At 41.8% G+C, this 20,112-nt stretch carries 21 protein-coding genes; 3 read left to right on the top strand and 18 right to left on the bottom strand.

All coding sequences use genetic code 11. From position 1 onward, the window contains the following. Positions 1 to 125: 125 nt before the first annotated feature. From rplT to ACGHVY_RS04855, 17 genes are all read right to left on the bottom strand, one after another. Positions 126 to 476 carry a 50S ribosomal protein L20 gene (gene rplT, locus ACGHVY_RS04935; RefSeq protein WP_004297540.1) on the bottom strand — a complete coding sequence of 117 codons (351 nt, stop codon included), beginning with the start codon at positions 474 to 476 and terminating at the stop codon, positions 126 to 128. Between the two features lie 98 nt (positions 477 to 574). Next, a complete protein-coding gene (gene rpmI / locus ACGHVY_RS04930) occupies positions 575 to 772 on the bottom strand; it encodes a 50S ribosomal protein L35 (RefSeq protein ID WP_004297539.1) in 198 nt (65 codons plus the stop codon). Between the two features lie 68 nt (positions 773 to 840). After that, a complete protein-coding gene (gene infC / locus ACGHVY_RS04925) occupies positions 841 to 1,443 on the bottom strand; it encodes a translation initiation factor IF-3 (RefSeq protein ID WP_390597536.1) in 603 nt (200 codons plus the stop codon). A 72-nt stretch (positions 1,444 to 1,515) separates the two neighbouring features. Continuing rightward, positions 1,516 to 3,456 carry a threonine--tRNA ligase gene (gene thrS / locus ACGHVY_RS04920; protein ID WP_390597534.1) on the bottom strand — a complete coding sequence of 647 codons (1,941 nt, stop codon included), beginning with the start codon at positions 3,454 to 3,456 and terminating at the stop codon, positions 1,516 to 1,518. Positions 3,457 to 3,538: 82 nt separating this feature from the next. Next, entirely contained in the window at positions 3,539 to 5,569 is a 2,031-nt protein-coding gene (locus ACGHVY_RS04915; RefSeq protein ID WP_390597532.1) for a tetratricopeptide repeat protein, read from the bottom strand. Positions 5,570 to 5,645: 76 nt separating this feature from the next. Further along, positions 5,646 to 6,200, bottom strand: a complete 555-nt coding sequence (def, locus tag ACGHVY_RS04910; RefSeq protein ID WP_308746695.1) for a peptide deformylase — start codon at positions 6,198 to 6,200, stop codon at positions 5,646 to 5,648. Positions 6,201 to 6,246: 46 nt separating this feature from the next. Further along, the gene (gene ruvX / locus ACGHVY_RS04905; protein WP_390597529.1) at positions 6,247 to 6,663 is read right to left on the bottom strand and encodes a Holliday junction resolvase RuvX; all 417 of its coding nucleotides are present in this window, start codon (positions 6,661 to 6,663) and stop codon (positions 6,247 to 6,249) included. A gap of 75 nt (positions 6,664 to 6,738) precedes the next feature. Beyond that, positions 6,739 to 7,884: an OmpA family protein gene (locus ACGHVY_RS04900; protein WP_308746693.1), complete on the bottom strand. Its 1,146-nt coding sequence runs from the start codon at positions 7,882 to 7,884 to the stop codon at positions 6,739 to 6,741. 313 nt (positions 7,885 to 8,197) lie between these two features. Beyond that, positions 8,198 to 9,166 carry a PCMD domain-containing protein gene (locus ACGHVY_RS04895; RefSeq protein ID WP_390597527.1) on the bottom strand — a complete coding sequence of 323 codons (969 nt, stop codon included), beginning with the start codon at positions 9,164 to 9,166 and terminating at the stop codon, positions 8,198 to 8,200. A gap of 25 nt (positions 9,167 to 9,191) precedes the next feature. Further along, the gene (locus tag ACGHVY_RS04890; protein ID WP_308746691.1) at positions 9,192 to 10,298 is read right to left on the bottom strand and encodes a sulfotransferase; all 1,107 of its coding nucleotides are present in this window, start codon (positions 10,296 to 10,298) and stop codon (positions 9,192 to 9,194) included. A 6-nt stretch (positions 10,299 to 10,304) separates the two neighbouring features. Further along, complete coding sequence (cysN, locus tag ACGHVY_RS04885) at positions 10,305 to 11,765, bottom strand: sulfate adenylyltransferase subunit CysN (RefSeq protein WP_390597525.1); 1,461 nt, start codon at positions 11,763 to 11,765, stop codon at positions 10,305 to 10,307. A gap of 12 nt (positions 11,766 to 11,777) precedes the next feature. After that, the gene (gene cysD, locus ACGHVY_RS04880; RefSeq protein WP_390597523.1) at positions 11,778 to 12,686 is read right to left on the bottom strand and encodes a sulfate adenylyltransferase subunit CysD; all 909 of its coding nucleotides are present in this window, start codon (positions 12,684 to 12,686) and stop codon (positions 11,778 to 11,780) included. A gap of 16 nt (positions 12,687 to 12,702) precedes the next feature. Then, positions 12,703 to 13,323, bottom strand: a complete 621-nt coding sequence (gene cysC / locus ACGHVY_RS04875; protein ID WP_390597522.1) for an adenylyl-sulfate kinase — start codon at positions 13,321 to 13,323, stop codon at positions 12,703 to 12,705. Between the two features lie 16 nt (positions 13,324 to 13,339). Then, positions 13,340 to 14,893, bottom strand: a complete 1,554-nt coding sequence (locus ACGHVY_RS04870) for an SLC13 family permease (protein ID WP_308746687.1) — start codon at positions 14,891 to 14,893, stop codon at positions 13,340 to 13,342. Positions 14,894 to 14,904: 11 nt separating this feature from the next. Further along, on the bottom strand, positions 14,905 to 15,729 hold the full coding sequence (gene cysQ, locus ACGHVY_RS04865; protein WP_390597520.1) for a 3'(2'),5'-bisphosphate nucleotidase CysQ: 825 nt from the start codon (positions 15,727 to 15,729) through the stop codon (positions 14,905 to 14,907). A 253-nt stretch (positions 15,730 to 15,982) separates the two neighbouring features. Next, positions 15,983 to 16,477 (bottom strand): SPOR domain-containing protein, encoded by a 495-nt coding sequence (locus ACGHVY_RS04860; protein ID WP_294559384.1) that lies wholly within the window; start codon positions 16,475 to 16,477, stop codon positions 15,983 to 15,985. Between the two features lie 116 nt (positions 16,478 to 16,593). Beyond that, positions 16,594 to 17,367, bottom strand: coding sequence for an SDR family oxidoreductase (locus tag ACGHVY_RS04855; RefSeq protein WP_390597518.1), 774 nt, complete (start codon positions 17,365 to 17,367; stop codon positions 16,594 to 16,596). A 200-nt stretch (positions 17,368 to 17,567) separates the two neighbouring features. Here ACGHVY_RS04855 and ACGHVY_RS04850 point away from each other — a divergent pair, with 200 nt between their 5' ends. From ACGHVY_RS04850 to ACGHVY_RS04840, 3 genes are read left to right on the top strand one after another with little or no spacing between them, the layout of a single operon-like run. Continuing rightward, positions 17,568 to 17,777 carry a YtxH domain-containing protein gene (locus ACGHVY_RS04850; protein ID WP_005677876.1) on the top strand — a complete coding sequence of 70 codons (210 nt, stop codon included), beginning with the start codon at positions 17,568 to 17,570 and terminating at the stop codon, positions 17,775 to 17,777. 32 nt (positions 17,778 to 17,809) lie between these two features. Continuing rightward, entirely contained in the window at positions 17,810 to 18,172 is a 363-nt protein-coding gene (locus ACGHVY_RS04845) for a phage holin family protein (RefSeq protein ID WP_308746684.1), read from the top strand. Positions 18,173 to 18,175: 3 nt separating this feature from the next. Continuing rightward, positions 18,176 to 18,436: a hypothetical protein gene (locus ACGHVY_RS04840; RefSeq protein WP_308746683.1), complete on the top strand. Its 261-nt coding sequence runs from the start codon at positions 18,176 to 18,178 to the stop codon at positions 18,434 to 18,436. A 527-nt stretch (positions 18,437 to 18,963) separates the two neighbouring features. On the opposite strand, the gene ACGHVY_RS04835 is transcribed toward ACGHVY_RS04840, so the two are convergent. Further along, complete coding sequence (locus ACGHVY_RS04835) at positions 18,964 to 19,935, bottom strand: type I phosphomannose isomerase catalytic subunit (protein ID WP_390597515.1); 972 nt, start codon at positions 19,933 to 19,935, stop codon at positions 18,964 to 18,966. Between the last annotated feature and the right edge of the window lie 177 nt (positions 19,936 to 20,112).

Below are 20,112 nucleotides of genomic sequence, written 5' to 3'. Positions count from 1 at the left end.
AAGAAAAAAAAGGATTTTGTTTACCTACTAACATTTTTTTCATTCCCTTTCATCTGCCTAACAAAATAAAAGTGCCAGTCACTAACTTAGTAACTGACACTTTGTAAATCATAAACTGTTGAAACTTAAGCAGCTTTTGCTTTTGCAACTACAGCTTTGAAAGCTTCCGGGTGATTCATAGCTAAATCAGCCAAAACCTTACGGTTTATTTCGATACCGGCTTTGTGCAGACCGCCCATCAATTTAGAATAAGACATTCCTTCAAGACGTGCAGCAGCGTTGATACGTTGTATCCAAAGAGCGCGGAAGTTTCTTTTCTTATTTCTACGGTCACGGAACGCGTAAGTCAAACCCTTTTCCCAAGTGTTTTTAGCTACGGTCCATACATTCTTTCTTGCACCAAAGTAACCTCTGGTTAATTTCAAAATTTTCTTTCTTCTTGCTTTTGAAGCAACATGATTTACTGATCTTGGCATAGTTTTACTTTTTTTGAATGTTAGCGCCGCTACTTCACGCAGCGAACTTCAAGCTAATGCATTCGGTTAATACTTTAATAATACTTTTACGCTTTTGATTACTTCATTGCTAAGAGTTCCTTAACCTGGCTTACATTTGTTGTATCAACAGTTGTAGAGTAGCACAAGTTTCTTTTTCTCTTTTTGGATTTCTTAGTCAAAATGTGACTGTGAAAAGCGTGCTTTCTTTTGATTTTACCTGTTCCGGTAAGGGTAAACCTTTTTTTAGAACCGGAGTTAGTCTTCATCTTTGGCATCTTACTTGTTTTTAAATTATTAAATATATAATGGCAACGCACTATACCTGCGCGTTACACATCTTTTCTTATTCTTCGTTCGTTTCCCGCTTTTCTACTTTCTGTGCAGGAGCAACCGGTTTCGGAGCCGCAGGCTTTTTAGGAGCCTCTTTCTTTTTCGGAGAAAGCTGTATAATCATACGCTTTCCTTCAAGTACCGGCATCTGGTCTACTTTAGCATAGTCTTCAAGATCATTTGCAAAACGAAGCAGCAATACTTCACCTTGTTCCTTGAAAAGGATAGAACGACCTTTAAAGAATACATAAGCTTTCACTTTATCACCGTCTTCGAGGAAACCTTTAGCATGCTTTAACTTGAAGTTATAGTCATGGTCATCTGTCTGAGGTCCGAAGCGGATTTCCTTCACATTAACCTTCACCTGCTTCGCTTTTTGTTCCTTCTGACGTTTCTTTAACTGATAAAGAAATTTAGAATAATCAATAATACGACAAACAGGGGGTTGAGCATTAGGAGAAATTTCCACTAAATCCAATTCTTTCTCTTCAGCCATTTTCAAAGCCTGAAAAATTGGATATACTTTCGGTTCAATATCGTCGCTCACTATGCGAACTTCCTTGGCACGAATCTGTTCATTGATTCTGTATTGCCCTTTTAGAGTGTCATTCTTCATTAAAAACGTTTACTTCCTGGTTTTATCTTTTTATTGTTATACTAAATATTTTATTCTGAAACGGCTGCAAAGTTACCATTTATTTATCATATTCTGAACTTCTTCGTTCAAAATTTTAGCAAATTCTTCAAATTTCATGGTTCCTTTATCGCCTTCGCCTTGTCTGCGGACAGAAACTTCACCATTTTCCGCTTCTTTCTCACCGACAATCAGCATATAAGGAATACGCTTCATTTCATTGTCGCGAATCTTACGGCCTATTTTTTCATTGCGGTCATCTACAATCGCACGGATTTCATGAACCTTCAGATACATCTTCACCTGTTCTGCATATTCATTGAATTTCTCACTAATCGGCAGAATAACGACTTGTTCCGGTGTCAGCCACAATGGGAACTTACCGGCAGTATGTTCTATCAGCACAGCTACAAAACGTTCCATTGATCCGAACGGAGCACGGTGAATCATTACCGGACGATGTTTTTGATTGTCAGAGCCCATATATTCAAGTTCGAAACGTTCCGGCAAGTTGTAGTCAACCTGGATCGTTCCCAACTGCCAACGGCGGCCGATAGCGTCTTTTACCATAAAGTCAAGCTTAGGGCCATAAAAAGCAGCTTCTCCATACTCTATCTTAGCAGGCAATCCCTTTTCCGCGCAAGCCTCGATAATAGCCTGTTCGGCTTTTTCCCAGTTGTCATCGCTACCGATATACTTTTCGCGGTTCACTTTGTCACGCAATGATATCTGAGCCTCAAAATTCTGGAAATCCATAGAACGGAACACGATAGATATGATATCCATCACACGAAGGAACTCATCTTTCACTTGTTCCGGACGACAGAAGATATGTGCATCATCCTGTGTAAAGCTACGTACACGGGTCAAACCATGCAACTCTCCACTTTGTTCATAACGGCAAACTGTTCCAAATTCTGCAATACGCAACGGCAGATCCTTATATGAACGTGGGAAGTTCTTGTAAATCTCACAGTGATGGGGACAGTTCATCGGCTTCAAGAAGTACTCTTCACCTTCTTCCGGTGTATGGATAGGCTGGAATGCATCCTTGCCATATTTTGCATAGTGCCCCGAAGTCACATACAACAATTTATTACCAATCGGCGGAGTAATCACTTCCTGATAGTCGTAACGAGTCTGAATACGACGCAGAAACTCCTGCAGACGCAGACGCAACGCAGTACCTTTCGGCAGCCACATAGGAAGTCCCTTACCTACAGTCTCAGAGAACATGAACAATTGCATCTCCTTACCAATCTTACGGTGGTCACGCTTCTTCGCTTCTTCCAGCAATACCAGATATTCATCCAGCATTTTCTTTTTCGGGAACGTAATACCGTAAATACGGGTTAACATCTTACGATCTTCATGACCGCGCCAGTAAGCACCGGCAACAGTCGTCAGTTTGATAGCCTTGATAGGAGCAGTCGTCATCAAGTGAGGGCCACGACAAAGATCGGTAAACGCACCCTGGGTATAAGTTGTAATATGCCCGTCTTCCAATTCGGAAATCAGCTCACATTTATAAGTTTCTCCGCGATCACCAAACATCTTCAAAGCGTCAGTTTTAGCAATACTCTTTCTGACTACCGCTTCTTTCTTTGCAGCCAGTTCCAACATCTTGGCTTCAATAGTAGCCAAGTCACTTTCTTTAATCACAGTTTCTCCCGGATCCACATCATAGTAGAATCCGTTCTCAATAGCCGGACCGATACCAAACTGAATACCCGGATAAAGTTCCTGCAAAGCTTCAGCCAACAAGTGAGCACTCGTATGCCAAAAAGCATGCTTACCTTCTTCATCATCCCATTTGTAAAGTACAAAATTAGCATCTTCATTAATAGGACGTCCTAAATCATAAGTCTCACCATTCACGCCACATGCCAGCACATCCTGTGCCAAACGTGAACTGATGCTTTCTGCAATCTGTAAACCGTTCACTCCTTCGTTATACTCACGAACGGAGCCATCGGGAAATGTTATCTTTATCATAATATGATTATGTTATATTTTCACAATTTGAACGCAAAAGTAACTAAATCTTTTGAGTTATCCATTTTTTATCAAAAAAATGTTATTCCGTCTGGTCTGTAAAACGCTTGATTACATTATAAGCGGAAACAATGCCCAGCTCACCTGCCTTACTTAAATCAGAAATACCCAGTTTATTATTACCCAAGAAAATATGAGTAAGTCCTCTGTTGAAATAGGCATCCGCAAAATCAGGATTCAACTCAATCGCCTTATCATAGTCAGCCACTGCAGCGCGATAATCTTTCAGCATAGCAGAAACATTCGCACGGTTATAATAAGCATAAACAAAATCAGGTGCCAAATTGATTACTTTATCCAAATCTTTCCGTACCACTTCATAATCCACCGCAGTAATCTCCTTACGCTTCTCGCCCGGGATTTCAGTTTCGGCAGCTTGTTCCGCCTTCTGATATTCCAGTTGCTTGCAACGAATAAGGGCACGCATAAAGTACGCCGGGAAGAAATCCCCATCCAGCAGAATCGTTTGTGTCAAATCTGAAACCGCGCTTGAGAAATCCTGAACCAGATAAAAATCAATCGCACGGGCAAAGCGTTTGGGAGCGCTCTTTTCATCTGCCACAATAGCCGATGTGTGCGTATCAATCAAAGCAAAATGGAATTTCACCTGTTCCTCTGTCAACGGAGCTTCCATATTCGTTATACGAAGACGTTTCGAAAGCACACCCGAACGATTCAAATCTTCAATATATTTATGAAAATTCACAGAACGCTTCACATCACTCATCTTCTCATAATAAGTCAAAGCGAACATTGGTTCCAGTGTAATATTCACATTCTTATCCTGCACACGTCCACGATAATCACTCGTATAACGCTGTTCAGCTTCAGAGTCGTCCGCAATGACTATCTTACGATAGTTGTTCATATTCTTATCCGACTTCTTACGGGTCTTTTCCCCCTCTTCGCCCTCACCCTCTTTTTCTTTATTCTGATTTTGGGCTACATCTTTATTCGTCACACCATTCTGCTTATCAATCTGAGCCTTCATGACTTTAAATTCATCCTGCTCCGCTCCTTTCTTGTCGCCAATCTTCCGGCGGGCTTCCGAACGCTGATAATATCCGGCGAGGAAGTTAGGATACTGGTCGATAACAGTTGTGTAATCTTTTATTGCTCCCCGATAATCCCCTGTCTGCGCACGAAGCAAACCACGATTAAATACTGCCATCATATTATCCGGCTCCATTTGGATTACGAAATCGAAATCCTCAATCGCACGGTTATCATCTCCTACCCGGGCACGAAGCAAACCACGATTATAATGCCCTATAAAGTTATTGGAGTCAATATCCAATGCCAGGTCATAATCACTCATGGCCCCTCTCAGATTATTCTGATGGAACCGTGCTAATGCCCGGTTAATATAATTTCCGGCATTCTTGGCACTCAGATGAATAGCACGGTCGAAATCCGACTCAGCTTCAGCATATTTAGACTGTTGCAATTTCACAATCGCCCGGGCAGCCCATGCATCCGGATCATATTTATCCAGTTCAAGCGCTTTATTAAAGTCATTCAAGGCAGCAAGCGTATCCTTCTGTTGCAATGACACTTCCCCCCTCATCAGATAAGCACGGGTATAACGCGGAGCCACTTTAAGCAAACTTTCCAAGTCCTCTTTTGCCGAATTATAATCCTTTTTCTGAATATGAGATAAAGTCAGATTATGCCACAAAGTAATATTCTCCGGATCATAATGCAAAGCCTTCTGATAATCTTCAATAGCTCCGTCAAATTTACTCTGCCGGATTCTCGCCAGACCACGAATCTGATAAGCCCCTACCACAAACGGATTCCGTTGGATAGCCGCGTCACAGTCTATCTCAGCACCTTGAAAATCTTCCAGGTTCAGCTTAGCAAGCGCCCTGAAGAAATAAGGTTCATACAGATAAGGTTTAGCATTAATCACCTGATTAAAGTACTGAATAGAAAGTACATAATCCTCAAAATAAAGAGCATTTCGGGCGATAGTCATCACCCGATCCGTATTAATCTGAGCACATACTAGTGTGGGGAACAGCAATAATACTGTTAATATTCTTTTTATCATCGGCATTTTATGCTTGTAAACGAAGCAAAAATAATGCTTTTCGTTTACTTAACAGGGATATAAACGTTTTTTATCTTTATTTCACCTGTTTCATCTTATAGGAACTGCGGGCTTTTCCTTTCAACATCGTATTCAGTTTCCCTCTGATCATCTGCTTACGAAGCGGAGAAATATGGTCAATGAACATCTTACCGTCCAAATGGTCGAATTCGTGCTGCATGACACGTGCCAGATAACCCTCCACTTCCTCTTCATGTTCCACAAAATTCTCGTCCATATATTTCACACGGATTTTATTTCCTCTCTTCACTGTTTCATGAATACCGGGAAGGCTCAGACAGCCTTCTTCCATGCCCACTTCCTCACCACCTACTTCCAGGATGTGAGGATTAATATAAGCCTTATTAAAATCTTTAAATTCCGGATAATCTTCCGAAAGCGGATCCAGTGTAATTGTAACAACACGAATAGGCAAACCAATCTGCGGAGCAGCCAGCCCTACACCGTCTGCGTGCACCATCGTTTCAAACATATTCGCGATCAACTCTTTCAAATTCGGATAATCCGGTGTTATGTCCTCTGCCACCTTTCTCAAAACAGGCTGTCCATATACATAAATAGGTAAAATCATATCTTTATATTCTACTGATAAATTAAATTATTCTTTTTGTTATCTACTAAAAACGTTTACTCTCCAAATATGTTTGCAGAATAATCGTAGCACTTATCTCATCCACCAATGCTTTGTTCTGGCGATCCTTCTTTTTCAGTCCCGCCTCCAACATTGTACGATGCGCCAGAACAGATGTAAACCGTTCATCCACATACTCAACCGGAATCTCAGGAAAGCACTTCTTCAGTGAACGAACAAAAGGTTCTATATTTTTCATATTCTCAGAAACCTCATTATTCATCTGCTTAGGCAAGCCGATAATAATCCGTTCTACCGGTTCTTTCGCAACGTAATCACCGATAAAGTTCAGAAGTTCATGCGTAGGCACCGTCGTCAACCCATTTGCAATCAACTGCATAGTGTCGCTGACAGCTATCCCTGTACGCTTTCTTCCATAATCTATTGCTACAATTCTACTCATGGGGCACAAAAATACAAAAAAAGACGTTTCCCGTGAAAGGAAACGTCTCTTTTATTATAATATTTCAAATGTATATTATTCTTCAACAATAGCTACACGGCTCAGTTTAGCGCTATCATAGAACATATTGCTTACACCACCCTTGTAATCAACCTTCAATTGAGAAGCAGGAACACCAAATTCGTTAACCATCAAGTCACGAACTGCTTCAGCTCTCTTCTTACTCAACTTCATGTTGTACTCAGCAGAACCAGTACCCTTATCAGCATATCCCGTTACAGTATATACTTTGCCAGAATTCTCTTTGATAGCCTTAGCCATAGTCTCAATGTTCATGTATTCTCTCTTAGCGATATTGCTCTTGCCAATATTGAATACAACAACCAGACGTGGGATAGCGGATACAACTTCTTTCTTAACAATTACTTCAGGTTTCTTATTACGTGCTTCAACCAACTCGCGTTTCAAAGATTCGTTTTCACCCTTCAAAGAGTTTACTCTGTCTCTCATGTCAACCAACTGGCTTTCCGGAACCATAGGAACAGTAGGAACAGCATCCCAACCGCGCTTCTTGAACTTATAAGTAACACCTACAGTCAAACCAGCCATACCTTCCTTGCTTACGCCACCGAAAGCATTCTTCATTAACAGCCCACGCAATTCCACGTTAAGATCCCATGCTGGAGACAAACGGAAACGGTTAATCAAACCTGCATTAAAGCCGATATTATTTTCAGTCGGTTTTGTCCATGAATGCACCAATCCAACACCTACATAAGGAATAAATGAGTAGACACGTTCTTCGTTATAACCGCAGAACATATTAGAAAGATTGAACATCACATCACCATGGAAATTAGCAACATTCCATTTTTGTTTGTAATACCCATTAGAATAAGTGCCGCCTTTTACATAAAGGTCATCTGCTTCCGGAGATGCACCTTTAGCCTGAAGACCATTATATGCGACACGCAATCCCAATCCCGGCGTAAACCACTTACCTACGGCAATGTCAAGTGCCGGAGCAAGACGTTTTCCAAAACTAGCCTTACTGTCGTTATCACCGAAATACATTTGTGCACCAACACCACCGCTGATAAACCAATTAGCGCCAAAGAGATTTGTTTCCACTCTATAGCTCTTTGCGGCTTTTTCTTTTTCCTGAGCAGACACACACACTGTAGCTGCTGCCAATAAAATAAACAATAAACCCTTTTTCATCTCAATTTATTTTAGTAAATAATATATTTCAATTGTCTTACAGGATGGCAACCACTCCAAACGCTCCACACCTGATAAAGAGATAACAAGCACTGTCCTCTCCTCTAAAATTAGTGCAAATATAGATATTTAATATAACACAAACAAAAAATCACGTAAATTTTCATTCATACATAGATTTTTATGGAATGATAAAAGTGTTATATAACTCTAAAAGGCTTCTAGAGGCATTTATCACAAAAGAATCAAAACAAAAAAATAGCCGATGGCAAAATCACGCATCGGCTATTTTCATATTCCGGTTATATCTTTATCAATATACCAACTTCACATTATCAATCCACAATGTATTTCCGGGTGAACCGATATAAGCACCGCCATGACTGGATGTAAACTGAAGACACATATGAGTCGGAACATCATTCTCATTTCCCCAGGCCACCTCATGAATAGGCACACTTTCGCCTTTACTATTTACCGTATAACTTTCGGTAACTTGCAAACGCATCATATGAGCTTTATATTCAGGTCGGCCGGTAATGTCACCATACATAATCTCATAGGAAACATTATTCTTCCAGTCCGTTGAATGATAATAATAGGTCACCATCGTACCTATACGTTTCGCATACACATTTCCCTCTGCATCCTCCCAACGTTTCTGCAGAAACAAGATAGCTGCCGGATAATCTTTACCGGGAACATCCGTAATCTTGCTGAACCCGGTAGCACGGATACGATTTTCACGGTCGGACATCTTCACTTTATAGTCAAACTGGAGTGCAACCGGTTTTTTAGTAAACGGAATCCCTGTTTGCAGCATCTTCTGAGGATTCTTAGTACCCTTAATCGGCTCGTGTACCGACCCGGTAAAAATAGATCCGGCCGCCAATACCGTAATATTAACGAGTCCGAGTACCTTCACACTCTCCATGCGTGTATCCAACCGTGCGCAGTATCCGTCTCCCCTCTTTTCCGGGAAAACCGAAGTATTTGTTTTCGTAATGCCTGCCACCTTTGCCATCACATTTGAAGTAGCCCAAGGCGATCCACCCATATTCTTATAAACTTGATCTCCCTTAATTACAGACGTCGGGCCTATCGCATATACATTCTTTGTATTCCCACCAATAATGCTCGACTCCTTTATCTGACGGTCTACCCATTGATTCATGTCTCCAAAAGGAACCATTTCCACTCTATGTTGCGCCATCAAAGACAAGGAAGAAAAAAATGCCACGAAACCTGTCATCAACAGGCGATGAACGATTTTCTGAACCATTGCTTTCCTTTCTTTTTCTTCTTTTTTATAAATTATAATCCCATTGTTTCAAAGCAAAATCCCAGTTTTCTTCTACCAACCGGATTGTACGGTCATCATATTTATACTTATTCTTCTTATAACCCTTCTTACCGCCCACATACTTTTCTATATCTCCGCGTGCTTCGGCAAATCCGGGGATAGAAAGAGAGTTATAAATATTTTCCGTCATTCCCATCGCATCTGCTTCGAAATCTTCAAATTTCACCTCCATCAGATTACCTTCCGGGATAAACTGTTTGTCCGATTCATACTTATGATAAAGCTTTGCATAAATAGAAAGAATATTCTCCTCTAATTGTTCATTGCTTACATCCTGCAATTTCAACGGTTGAATCGTATTTGTAAAGAAACTGCGTGTCGATTCGAATACTGTATACGGATTACGCATCAGGTAGATAAACTTAGCGTTCGGGAACATTTTCACCAACTCCTTCACCCTGCCCGTATGCGGTGGATTCTTACTGAGGAACTGAGTGCCATGGGTATTCCACAGAGAGATTTTAATCAACTTTGTAAATACTTCCTCAAAAACTTTCAGTTCAGCATCCGTGATATCATCAAACAGCAAATATTTATCGGCATACTCCTGTTGATATTTCGGCAAAAACCAAAAATTATAATAAGTATAAGGCATCATATTCGACAACGCAAATTCCTCTTCCTGAGGAAGATCCACAGCCAGTTCCATATTGTCAGTCGGACGCTTGTCCGGCATCAGCCAGCTCATATTCTTCTTGAAGAAAGGCTGTCCCCACATCATCAAATGAGGGAATACAGTCTGATACGTTGTATTATAGCCAAAGTGCTTGTCACAAGAAAATACATTATGCACAAAAGTTGTTCCGCTTCGCCAATGTCCCAAGATAAATACAGGGTCATGCTCCAGCGGTTGATTAGCCAGTAACTTTTCATAACGGCTATTCTGCAAAGCAGCCAACGGAGAGAGCAAACGGCACACAGCCTTTGTCAATCGGTATTTCCCCTTATAAGACGGATCAATTTCACGACCGGCAGTGATAGCCTTAAACGTTTTCCAGTCGGCACCTACCAATGTATTAATCGGAAGTTTATTAAATTCAAGCAATCCCATACTTTCTTACTTTATAATTTTCACAGCAAATCCCTGGCGTTCCAGCTCTTTCGCAGCTTTCTCTACAGCCTCATAATGTTCCGGAGCAATTCCCAGTTTCGATAAATCCAATACAGGAACATCATCCGTATTACTCATATCTTTCACTTCCACACGGTCGATAATCATACCTACCGCTGAAGTATTATTTGTAATCGGGTCGATCAGGATGAACGATCCACAGGATTTATTCTTCTTATACGGATCAAAGAACAGCTCCTTGGCAGTAGTCAGCACCACACGGGCAATCTGGTTCAATTGCAAAGGCAAAGTCTCTTTTGTCAATTGCCCGTTATCCAGAGACAGATGTTCCATTGTATTCACATCCACTTTATATTTAATCGTATCGATACGTGTACGGCTCAGATTAGTAGTCTGCTTGATAAAGAACGACTTATTTACGTCCATCGGCTCTTCATCCATCCATACCATCATCGCTTCGAAGTTACGGTCGACAGTCGGCATATTATCAGGATGCACAAGCATTTCTCCGCGAGACACATCAATTTCATCTTCCAAAGTCAGCGTAACCGACTGTGGCGGAAAAGCATAATCCCATTCTCCGTCATAAGTCACAATACTCTTCACCTTCGAAGTTTTGCCCGAAGGAAGTGCCATCACCGTATCCCCCTTACGAACGATGCCTGACGCAACTTTACCGCAAAAACCTCTAAAATCCAGATTCGGACGAAGCACATATTGGACCGGGAAACGGAAATCAGTCAGATTATGGTCATTATCAATATGAACAGTCTCAAGGAAATCCAGCAGAGAAGTTCCCTTATACCATGGAGTACGCTCCGACTTATCCACGACATTATCCCCATCCAATGCAGAAAGAGGAATACAATTCACATCAGGAATACCCAACGGAGCCACAAACTTCTTATATTCCGTAACGATCTCATTAAACCGTTCTTCCGAGAAGTCCACCAAGTCCATTTTGTTGACAGCCAACACCACATGCTTGATACCCAGCAAAGACACCAGAAAAGTATGACGACGTGTCTGGGTAATCACTCCCGTACGGGCATCCACCAAGATAATCGCCAGATTAGCCGTAGAACCGCCGGTAATCATATTACGTGTATATTGCTCGTGCCCCGGAGTATCCGCAATGATAAACTTGCGTCCATTGGTGGAGAAATAACGATAAGCCACGTCAATCGTGATTCCTTGTTCACGTTCAGCCTTCAAACCATCAAGCAGCAACGCATAGTCGATATGTTCACCGGCATTACCCACACGTTTGCTGTCGCGTTCCAACGCATCCAACTGGTCCTCATACAGTTTCTTACTGTCAAATAACAAGCGACCGATCAGCGTTGATTTTCCGTCATCCACCGATCCGGCTGTCAACAGCCTCAGTAAGTCTTTCTGTTCATCTTTATCCAGAAAAGCTTTTATATCTAATTTATTATCTGCCATTTCTAGTTACAATTAAAAGTATCCTTCACGTTTCTTCTGTTCCATACTACCTTCCTGGTCAAAGTCAATCACACGAGTCGTACGCTCGCTCTTAGTGGTAGTCATCATCTCTTCCACAATCTCCTCAATAGTAGCGGCTCCACTTTCCACTGCGCCGGTCAGCGGCCAGCAACCCAATGTACGGAAACGAACCATTTTCATTTCAATCTGGTCGCGGTACTTTTCGGGCAGACGCTCATCATCCGCCATAATGATATTCCCGTCAAGATTGATAACCGGACGTTCTTTAGCATAATAAAGCGGGACAATCGGAATATTCTCCAAGCGGATATATTGCCAAATATCCAGTTCCGTCCAGTTACTGATCGGGAACACACGGATACTTTCTCCCTTATGCACACGCGCATTATAAATATCCCACAGTTCAGGACGCTGGTTTTTCGGATCCCACTGGTGGAACTTATCCCGGAACGAGAAAATACGCTCCTTCGCACGTGACTTCTCTTCGTCACGACGAGCACCACCGAAAGCAGCATCAAACTTATATTTATCCAGCGCATGAAGCAATGCCTGCGTTTTCATTAAGTCCGTATGCACTTTGCTTCCATGCGTAAAAGGTCCTACTCCTGCATTAAGAGCCTCCATATTGCTTTCCACAATCAGATTCCATCCGTATTTTTTCGCATATTCATCGCGGAACTGAATCATTTCCTTAAACTTCCATTTCGAGTCGATATGCATCAATGGAAATGGTACTTTACCCGGATAAAACGCTTTTTCAGCCAAGCGCACCATTACCGAAGAGTCCTTTCCGATACTGTAAAGCATCACCGGATTCTCAAATTCCGCCGCCACCTCGCGGATAATATGAATAGACTCTGCTTCGAGTTCCTTCAAGTGGCTTAATTTATATTCTTCCATTACTAAAATAATGATTTTATTCTTCTACCAAACATTCCTTTTTTACTTTGGGTAAAATCAGCTCCAGCAACCGATTCACCGATACTTCCAAACTTAATTTGGAAGTATCCAGCGACAAAGCCGGATGCTCGGGAATCTCAAACGGAGCAGAAATCCCCGTAAAATTCGGAATTTCTCCTTTCCGTGCTTTTGCATACAAGCCTTTCACATCCCGCTTCTCGCACTCTTCCAACGGAGTACTCACAAAAATTTCCAGAAAATCATCCTTGCCGATAATATTCGCAGCCATTTCACGAATATCATTATTAGGGCTGATAAATGCTGCAATCGTAATAATGCCGCTATCCAAAAACAACCTGGACACTTCGGCTATGCGACGTATATTTTCCACCCGGTCAGCTTCCGAGAACCCCAGATTATTATTGATTCCGCTACGGATATTATCACCGTCCAAGATACGGCAAAGCAATCCACGCTTATGAAGTTCGCGTTCCAGCGCAATGGCGATTGTACTCTTTCCCGACCCGCTCAGTCCGGTAAACCAAATCATCACGCTATGCTGCCCCAGAAGTTCTTCTTTATCCCGGCGTGTCATCATGCGGTCAAAAATAGGATATATATGATTATTTTCTTCCATTTATAAATTAGTTTTATTAAAAGTTCCAAATCATCGGAATCAGAATAATGGAAATTACAAAAGTAATGATGTTAAGCGGCAAACCGATACGGACAAAATCCGTAAACTTATAGTTACCGATACCCTGTACAATCAAATTAGTCTGATAACCGATAGGTGTAGAGAAGCTGGCAGATGCAGCCATACAGATCACAACAAAGAAAGGCGTCGGACTTACCCCTAACTGGGCGGCAATTGACAACGCCAACGGGAATGCCAAAGCCGCAGCCGCATTGTTTGTAATCAACTCCGTAAACAGATTCGTGATGATAAACAACATTGCAAGCAACACATGCGGCCCGTAATCATCGCTTAGCCCGATTATGAACTTCGCCACGCAGTCAGCCACCCCTGAGTTCACCATCGCCTTACTGATAGCAAACGCACAGGCAATAGTAATCAAAATATCCCACGAGATATATTTAGTATATTTACGGGCAGGAAACAGATTTGTCCATGCCATGATAATAGTAGTAATAGATACAAAGAAAAACATATCCAGCTTGATATCCGGCAAGATTTCTTTCATCATCGGAAGCTCACCCACTGTTGCGCCGACAATCATCAAAACCAACAGCAGCAACGCAAACCAACGCTTCTTCTTTCCCGTTGTATCCGGCTCATTCCCATTTGTCAACAGAACGAATACCGAAGATTCACCCCATGTCGGAATAAATGTATCATCTGCCATCACCACCAGCGTATCACCTTCGTGAAGCACTACATCTTCCAGATTTGCCACGAACCGCTGTCCGTTACGCGTCTTGATTTCCTTAACCTCAGCCCCATAATGACGCTGGAAATTAAAGTCCTTCAGCTTTTTATTGATACCGGGAAAACGAGCCCCCAAAACAGCTTCCACTCTATGCAGCTTTTCTCCTTCTTCCACATCTTCGTCAGGTACAGCCGTATCCGGACGTGCATCGGGCAACAGACGTTTAGAAAAAACAAAAAGATAAATAATGCCGGCAATCGCAATAAAAATCCCCACCTTGCCAAGTTCAAACATCGAAAAGCCCTCAAATCCGGCTTCCAATATCATTCCATGCACCACCAGATTGGTAGAAGTACCGATCAACGTACAAATACCACCTAAGATAGTCACGTATGAAAGAGGAATCAGAAATTTTGTAGCTGGAAGCTTCACCGATTTTGCCCAGTGCTTGATAATTGGAGCAAAAATAACTACTACAGGAGTATTATTCAGGAAAGCGGAAATAAATGCGACCGAAGGCAAGATACGCAACTGCGCCTTAAACACCGTTGTCCTACCCTGAGGCAACAATTTCTTTATCACTTGCCCCAACGTACCTGACTGACGAATACCTTCACTCACCAGAAACAGCAAAGCAACAGTAATCATGCCTTTGTTGCTAAACCCTTCAAGCATCTCTTTAGGAGTCAGAATACCGACACACAAAAATAATACCACTACCGAAAAAAGTACCATACCCGGCCGCATCTTATCCGCAACCAAGGCAGCTACCATTCCTAATAGGGACAATAGTACAAATACAATTTCAAATGTCATATAAACATTAATTAGTGTTCTCTTTTGGGTTCAACGATAAACCAAGGATTCAATAAATCCTCCTTGTTATATCGTAGAGGTTCGTCTTTTCCTGCCTGATACACTTCCATTCCGGCGGCACGGGCTATCGCATGTCCGGCAGCCGTGTCCCATTCCATCGTTGGAGCGAAACGCGGATACACATCGGCCTTTCCTTCCGCAACCAGACAAATCTTGATAGAACTTCCGCTTGATATCAGTTCAACGCCGCCATGCTTCTTCTTCAAGCCTGTAATGTATTCTTCCGTTTCCGGTGAGAGATGCGAACGGGAAGCCACCACTATAAAATGATCGCGTGCCTCTTCCAACGGCATCCGTTCCGATTCCTTTATCAACTGTTCCAATGACACTCCATCATCTTCCAGACCGATAATACCGGAACACTTATAAGCTCCCACACCTTCAACCGCAAAATAAAGTTCTTTTCTTACCGGTACATAAATAACACCCATCACAGGTACTGCATTCCGCACCAAAGCTATATTTACTGTAAATTCACCGTTACGCTTGATAAACTCTTTTGTCCCGTCCAACGGATCTACAATCCATAAAGTATCCCATGTGCGGCGGATTTCATAATCCAGATGTTTTCCTTCTTCACTAAGAACAGGGAAAGGAGTCACATTCAAAACAGCAACAATCGCCTCATGCGCTTTCCTGTCTGCTATTGTCAGCGGAGAGTTATCAGCCTTTCGTTCTATCTCGAAATCCGATGCAGGATCTTCATAAATAGAAAGTATTTCTTTACCAGCTTTTAATGCCGCATCGATAGCAGCCATTACATATTTTTGTTCCATTCAATCCCTTCATTAATACCTTATTTCCATTAAGGTTGTGAATCATCCAAGTTAAGAGTTGACAAAAGTAAAAACTTTATTTACTATAAAAGTTTCCCAACTATCATTTATAACTTCTTTTAGTAGAATAATAAAAATATCTAAACGAAACAATCCGCCTCTCTCTCAATAAAAAAGCAGTAACTTCCCAGTTACCGCCTTCTTATTCGGAAAAAACGTTTGTCCTTTCCAATTATATATTACCAAAAAGAAATCAATATACACGATACAGCAACCAAGCTCCCTGGAAATCCGAGCGGTTCGGATACTTAGCCTTGAATGCATCGCGGGCTTCAGCAGCAGCAGCTTTATCTGCAAATGAGCTTACAATAACGCGATACATTGCCTTGTCTGCATTAAATGCGATAGTAGAGTGATAACCTTGTGCGTCCAGCCAATCCTTCAAACCTTCTGCATTTGCTTTCACACCAAAGCTACCTGCCACGATGCTGTAATCTTTCAATCCTTCATTGCCGGAAACCACTGTAACCTTTTCCTGGCGAACGCCGGATGTATCTGCCACTTTAGGCGTTGTCACAGGAGCTGCAACTACCGGAGTCACTTCTACCGGAGCCTCCACTTGCGGTTCTGCCAGTTCCTGCTGTTTTGCTTTCTCATAAGCTTTCTTATAGGCACTTTCGCTGGATTTACAAGATGCAAATGCCAGTACCAAGCATACTCCCATTCCTAATACGACTAATTTTTTCATAATCCTATACTCTGTTTTAATTAATAATTCAACGTTCCCGTCTATCTATATTTAGTTTCGGGCAACAAAATAATAGAAATTTTATCATCCGACAAAGAAATCCGTCAAAAAAACGTCTATTCCTGCTTTTTCCTGTAAGAAATCGTCCCCGTTGCCTGGTTGGTAGGCATCAAAAGCACTTCCGCAATCTGAATATGCTCCGGAGCCGATGCCGCAAAATAAACCGTTTCGGCAATATCATCTCCTGTCAACGGACGTATCCCTTTATAGAAATTATCAGCAGCTTCCTTATCACCACGATAACGCACCACCGAGAAATTTGTTTCCACCATGCCCGGCTTAATGTTCGTAACCCTCAACGGAGTATCCACCAAATCAATACGCAAACCGTCCGAAAGTGCTTTCACGGCAGCCTTAGTGGCACAATACACACTTCCACCCGGATAAGCAGCGTCACCGGCAATGGAACCGATATTGATAATATGTCCCCGTCCGCGTTCTATCATACCAGGGACCACAAGACGCGTCATAGCCAATAATCCCTTAATATTCGTATCAATCATGATATCCCATTCGTCCAGACTACCTTCAAATTCCTTATCCACTCCGATCACCAGCCCGGCATTGTTTATCAACAAATCAATCCCAGTCCATTCCGACGGCAAATCGTCCAGTACCGCCTTCATCTGTCCACGGTCACGTACATCACAAAGAAGCGGATATGTCATCAACCCGGGATACTCCTTCTTCAACTCATATATCAACTTCTCCAATTTTGAAACATTACGGGCATTCAAAATCAAATACCATCCTTCTTTTGCAAATTTACGGGCACAAGCCTCACCAATTCCGCTAGTTGCACCGGTAATTAAAACAATTTTATTATCCATTATGTTTTGGTTTATAGTATTCGGTGGCAAAAGTACGCCTTAAGTCATATTGGTTAGTCTCCGAAGCCAGTTAAATAAGATTAAACCATAAAAGAAAAAAAGAATTATAAAACTAAGCACTTTTTTTTCGTTTCCATGAACAACCTTTTGATAAAAATGTTATATTTGTTGTATCGTAATCATTTTAAATATTACAAATTATGAAAGGATTGAATGTATTAGCAGCTTTTCTGGGTGGTGCAGCCGTAGGCGCAGCCCTTGGTATTTTATTTGCTCCTGAAAAGGGAGAAGATACCCGTCACAAGATCGCCGAGATTCTCCGTAAAAAAGGGATCAAGCTCAACCGCAGTGAAATGGAAAATCTCGTGGATGAGATTGCAGCCGAAATGAAAGGAGAAATAGCAGAGTAAGTGAATAACAAAGGACTAAAAACAGAGCGACCATGTTTGCAGACGATAAAAGTATTGAGAATTTTCAGCAATTATTTTTCGAGTTCAAGAAGTATTTAGAACTTCAAAAAGAATATACCAAATTAGAATTAACGGAAAAGCTAACCATACTTTTCTCTACGTTAATCATGATATTAGTACTTATTATCCTTGGCATGGTAGCCCTGTTTTACCTGCTTTTCGCACTAGCTTATATTCTGGAACCATTAGTAGGCGGACTCATGGCAAGTTTTGCCATCATTGCGGGCATCAACATTGCTCTCATCGCCCTGGTCGTCATTTTACGCAAGCAGCTCATCATCTCTCCAATGGTGAACTTCCTCGCCAATTTATTTTTAACCGATTCAAACAAATAAATTATGAGTGCGCAGACACCACCAAAGAAATTCACGTTAGAAGAGATTGCCGAACGCAAAAAGAAACTCTTGAATGAGATTCATGCCCAAAAAAGAGCCATGACTGCTACAACACGCGAGATATTTGCCCCGATTGCCCCGGCAACCAATAAGGCGGATGCTATCATGCGCTCGTTCAATACCGGGATGGCTATCTTTGACGGAGTAGTGATGGGAATTAAGATTATGCGAAAGGTGCGGGCGTATTTCCGGAATTTGAGATAATTATTTTTTCGATACGCCAACCGATTTACAAAACAACCAAGTGTGGTTTATAACTACTTCTTTTCATCGCCAGGCAGGTACAGCAGGTACAGAAATTCCCCTCTCCCTAACACACGCACACATGCGCGTATAATAGGTAAGAAATAGAATATTGGCAGAACCGGATATCCCCCAAATGCCTCTTCCCCATAATTCTATTTCAACATATCTTTAATATATTTATATGCATTCCTCGCGTACATTATAAACGCGTGCACGTATACGTATGTGTGTGTGTTAGGGAGAGGGGGAATTTCTGTACCTGCTGTACCCGGCAAATTAATAAAAGCTATGTTTCATACAACCTAAAGCGCCGCTTTAGAGACCATAAAGCTATGCTTTAGCAGTCGTAAAGCATAGCTTTACAGAATTTTCTCAAAACATTGCTCCCATTGATTCTCACGAAGTATACAATAAAAAAGGTCATCCGGCTTTGCCCGTCATAACGGAACAAAGTCAGATGACCTTAACTATATACATATTAAATCTTACACGTATGTCTCCAGCAGTTTCACATTTCCTCCTTCGGGAGTAATAGTGACATCCTGAGTAGTAGCAGGAAGCAGGATAGACTCCCCTGCGCTGACTGTCAGTTCATTTCCCTCGTTATCTCTCATTTTGCATACACCTTCCATGCAGATAAAAATCACAAACGAGTCAAGCTCCGAGTAATCACAACTGATTTCTTCGGTCATGTCATACAGAGAAGTCGTGAAGTAAGGACAGGCCACCAATTCTACCGGTTCATCCTTCACTGCGTCGTATTTAGTGCGGTAATCATCCAATACTTCGTAGTTGATGGCTTCACGAGCTAAATCAGTGTGAAGTTCACGGGTTTTGCCGTTCGCATCCTTGCGGTTGAAGTCGTAGATACGGTACGTTATGTCAGAAGTCTGTTGAATCTCGGCAATGAACGATCCGGCTCCGATACTGTGCACACGTCCGGCAGGAAGGAAGAATACATCTCCCGGATGAACTTCGTACTCTTGCAATACATCGGTAATCGTATTGTTCAACACACGCTCCTTATATTCTTTCGGAGTAATCTGTTCAGAAAACCCAGAACGCAACTTTGCTCCTTTGTCGGCATCTACCACATACCACATTTCAGTTTTTCCCATCGAGTTATGGCGCTTCTTGGCCAAGTCGTCTGCCGGGTGTACCTGGATTGACAAATCCTGTCGAGCATCAATAAACTTAATGAGCAACGGAAATTTATTGCCGAAACGCGCATAGTTAGCTTCGCCCACCAGTTCCTCGCGATACCTTCTTACCATATCGGCCAAAGTTAAACCCTTATCCGGGCCATTAGCCACTACGGACTCGTTGTCTTCAACGCCGGAAATCTCCCAGCTCTCTCCTACTCCTTTCAAGTCTGAGTTCAAGTGCTTGAACGGAATAATCTTGTCGCCCCCCCAAAGCGTCTGCTTCAGAATCGGTTCGAATTTTAATGGATACATTTTTGTTTTTCTTGTTATAAACTTAGATTAAATTCGCTCGGATTGTTACAATCCGGGAACAAACATACAAAAAATAGTTTAGTTTTTAAGAAAGGGAGATGAAAATCTTTTTGAAAAAAAAATCGCATTGCAAATAACAAGGAACATAAAGTAATAAAGCTAAACTTTCCTAAAGTA

The organism is Bacteroides sp. f07, assembly GCF_042854785.1.
Lineage (GTDB): Bacteria > Bacteroidota > Bacteroidia > Bacteroidales > Bacteroidaceae > Bacteroides.
The sequence above is the reverse complement of the archived record's forward strand: the minus strand, read 5'-3'. Positions and strand labels throughout refer to the sequence as shown.

Coding starts and splice junctions, on each gene's coding strand:
- ACGHVY_RS04845 (WP_308746684.1), top strand. CDS start 17,810: ATGTTTGCAGACGATAAAAGTATTGAGAATTTTCAGCAATTATTTTTC.
- thrS (WP_390597534.1), bottom strand. CDS start 3,456: ATGATAAAGATAACATTTCCCGATGGCTCCGTTCGTGAGTATAACGAA.
- ruvX (WP_390597529.1), bottom strand. CDS start 6,663: ATGAGTAGAATTGTAGCAATAGATTATGGAAGAAAGCGTACAGGGATA.
- infC (WP_390597536.1), bottom strand. CDS start 1,443: ATGAAGAATGACACTCTAAAAGGGCAATACAGAATCAATGAACAGATT.
- ACGHVY_RS04860 (WP_294559384.1), bottom strand. CDS start 16,477: ATGAAAAAATTAGTCGTATTAGGAATGGGAGTATGCTTGGTACTGGCA.
- cysQ (WP_390597520.1), bottom strand. CDS start 15,729: ATGGAACAAAAATATGTAATGGCTGCTATCGATGCGGCATTAAAAGCT.
- ACGHVY_RS04890 (WP_308746691.1), bottom strand. CDS start 10,298: ATGGGATTGCTTGAATTTAATAAACTTCCGATTAATACATTGGTAGGT.
- ACGHVY_RS04850 (WP_005677876.1), top strand. CDS start 17,568: ATGAAAGGATTGAATGTATTAGCAGCTTTTCTGGGTGGTGCAGCCGTA.
- rplT (WP_004297540.1), bottom strand. CDS start 476: ATGCCAAGATCAGTAAATCATGTTGCTTCAAAAGCAAGAAGAAAGAAA.
- ACGHVY_RS04895 (WP_390597527.1), bottom strand. CDS start 9,166: ATGGTTCAGAAAATCGTTCATCGCCTGTTGATGACAGGTTTCGTGGCA.
- cysD (WP_390597523.1), bottom strand. CDS start 12,686: ATGGAAGAATATAAATTAAGCCACTTGAAGGAACTCGAAGCAGAGTCT.
- ACGHVY_RS04840 (WP_308746683.1), top strand. CDS start 18,176: ATGAGTGCGCAGACACCACCAAAGAAATTCACGTTAGAAGAGATTGCC.
- ACGHVY_RS04855 (WP_390597518.1), bottom strand. CDS start 17,367: ATGGATAATAAAATTGTTTTAATTACCGGTGCAACTAGCGGAATTGGT.
- cysN (WP_390597525.1), bottom strand. CDS start 11,765: ATGGCAGATAATAAATTAGATATAAAAGCTTTTCTGGATAAAGATGAA.
- ACGHVY_RS04835 (WP_390597515.1), bottom strand. CDS start 19,935: ATGTATCCATTAAAATTCGAACCGATTCTGAAGCAGACGCTTTGGGGG.
- ACGHVY_RS04915 (WP_390597532.1), bottom strand. CDS start 5,569: ATGATAAAAAGAATATTAACAGTATTATTGCTGTTCCCCACACTAGTA.
- ACGHVY_RS04900 (WP_308746693.1), bottom strand. CDS start 7,884: ATGAAAAAGGGTTTATTGTTTATTTTATTGGCAGCAGCTACAGTGTGT.
- def (WP_308746695.1), bottom strand. CDS start 6,200: ATGATTTTACCTATTTATGTATATGGACAGCCTGTTTTGAGAAAGGTG.
- ACGHVY_RS04870 (WP_308746687.1), bottom strand. CDS start 14,893: ATGACATTTGAAATTGTATTTGTACTATTGTCCCTATTAGGAATGGTA.
- rpmI (WP_004297539.1), bottom strand. CDS start 772: ATGCCAAAGATGAAGACTAACTCCGGTTCTAAAAAAAGGTTTACCCTT.
- cysC (WP_390597522.1), bottom strand. CDS start 13,323: ATGGAAGAAAATAATCATATATATCCTATTTTTGACCGCATGATGACA.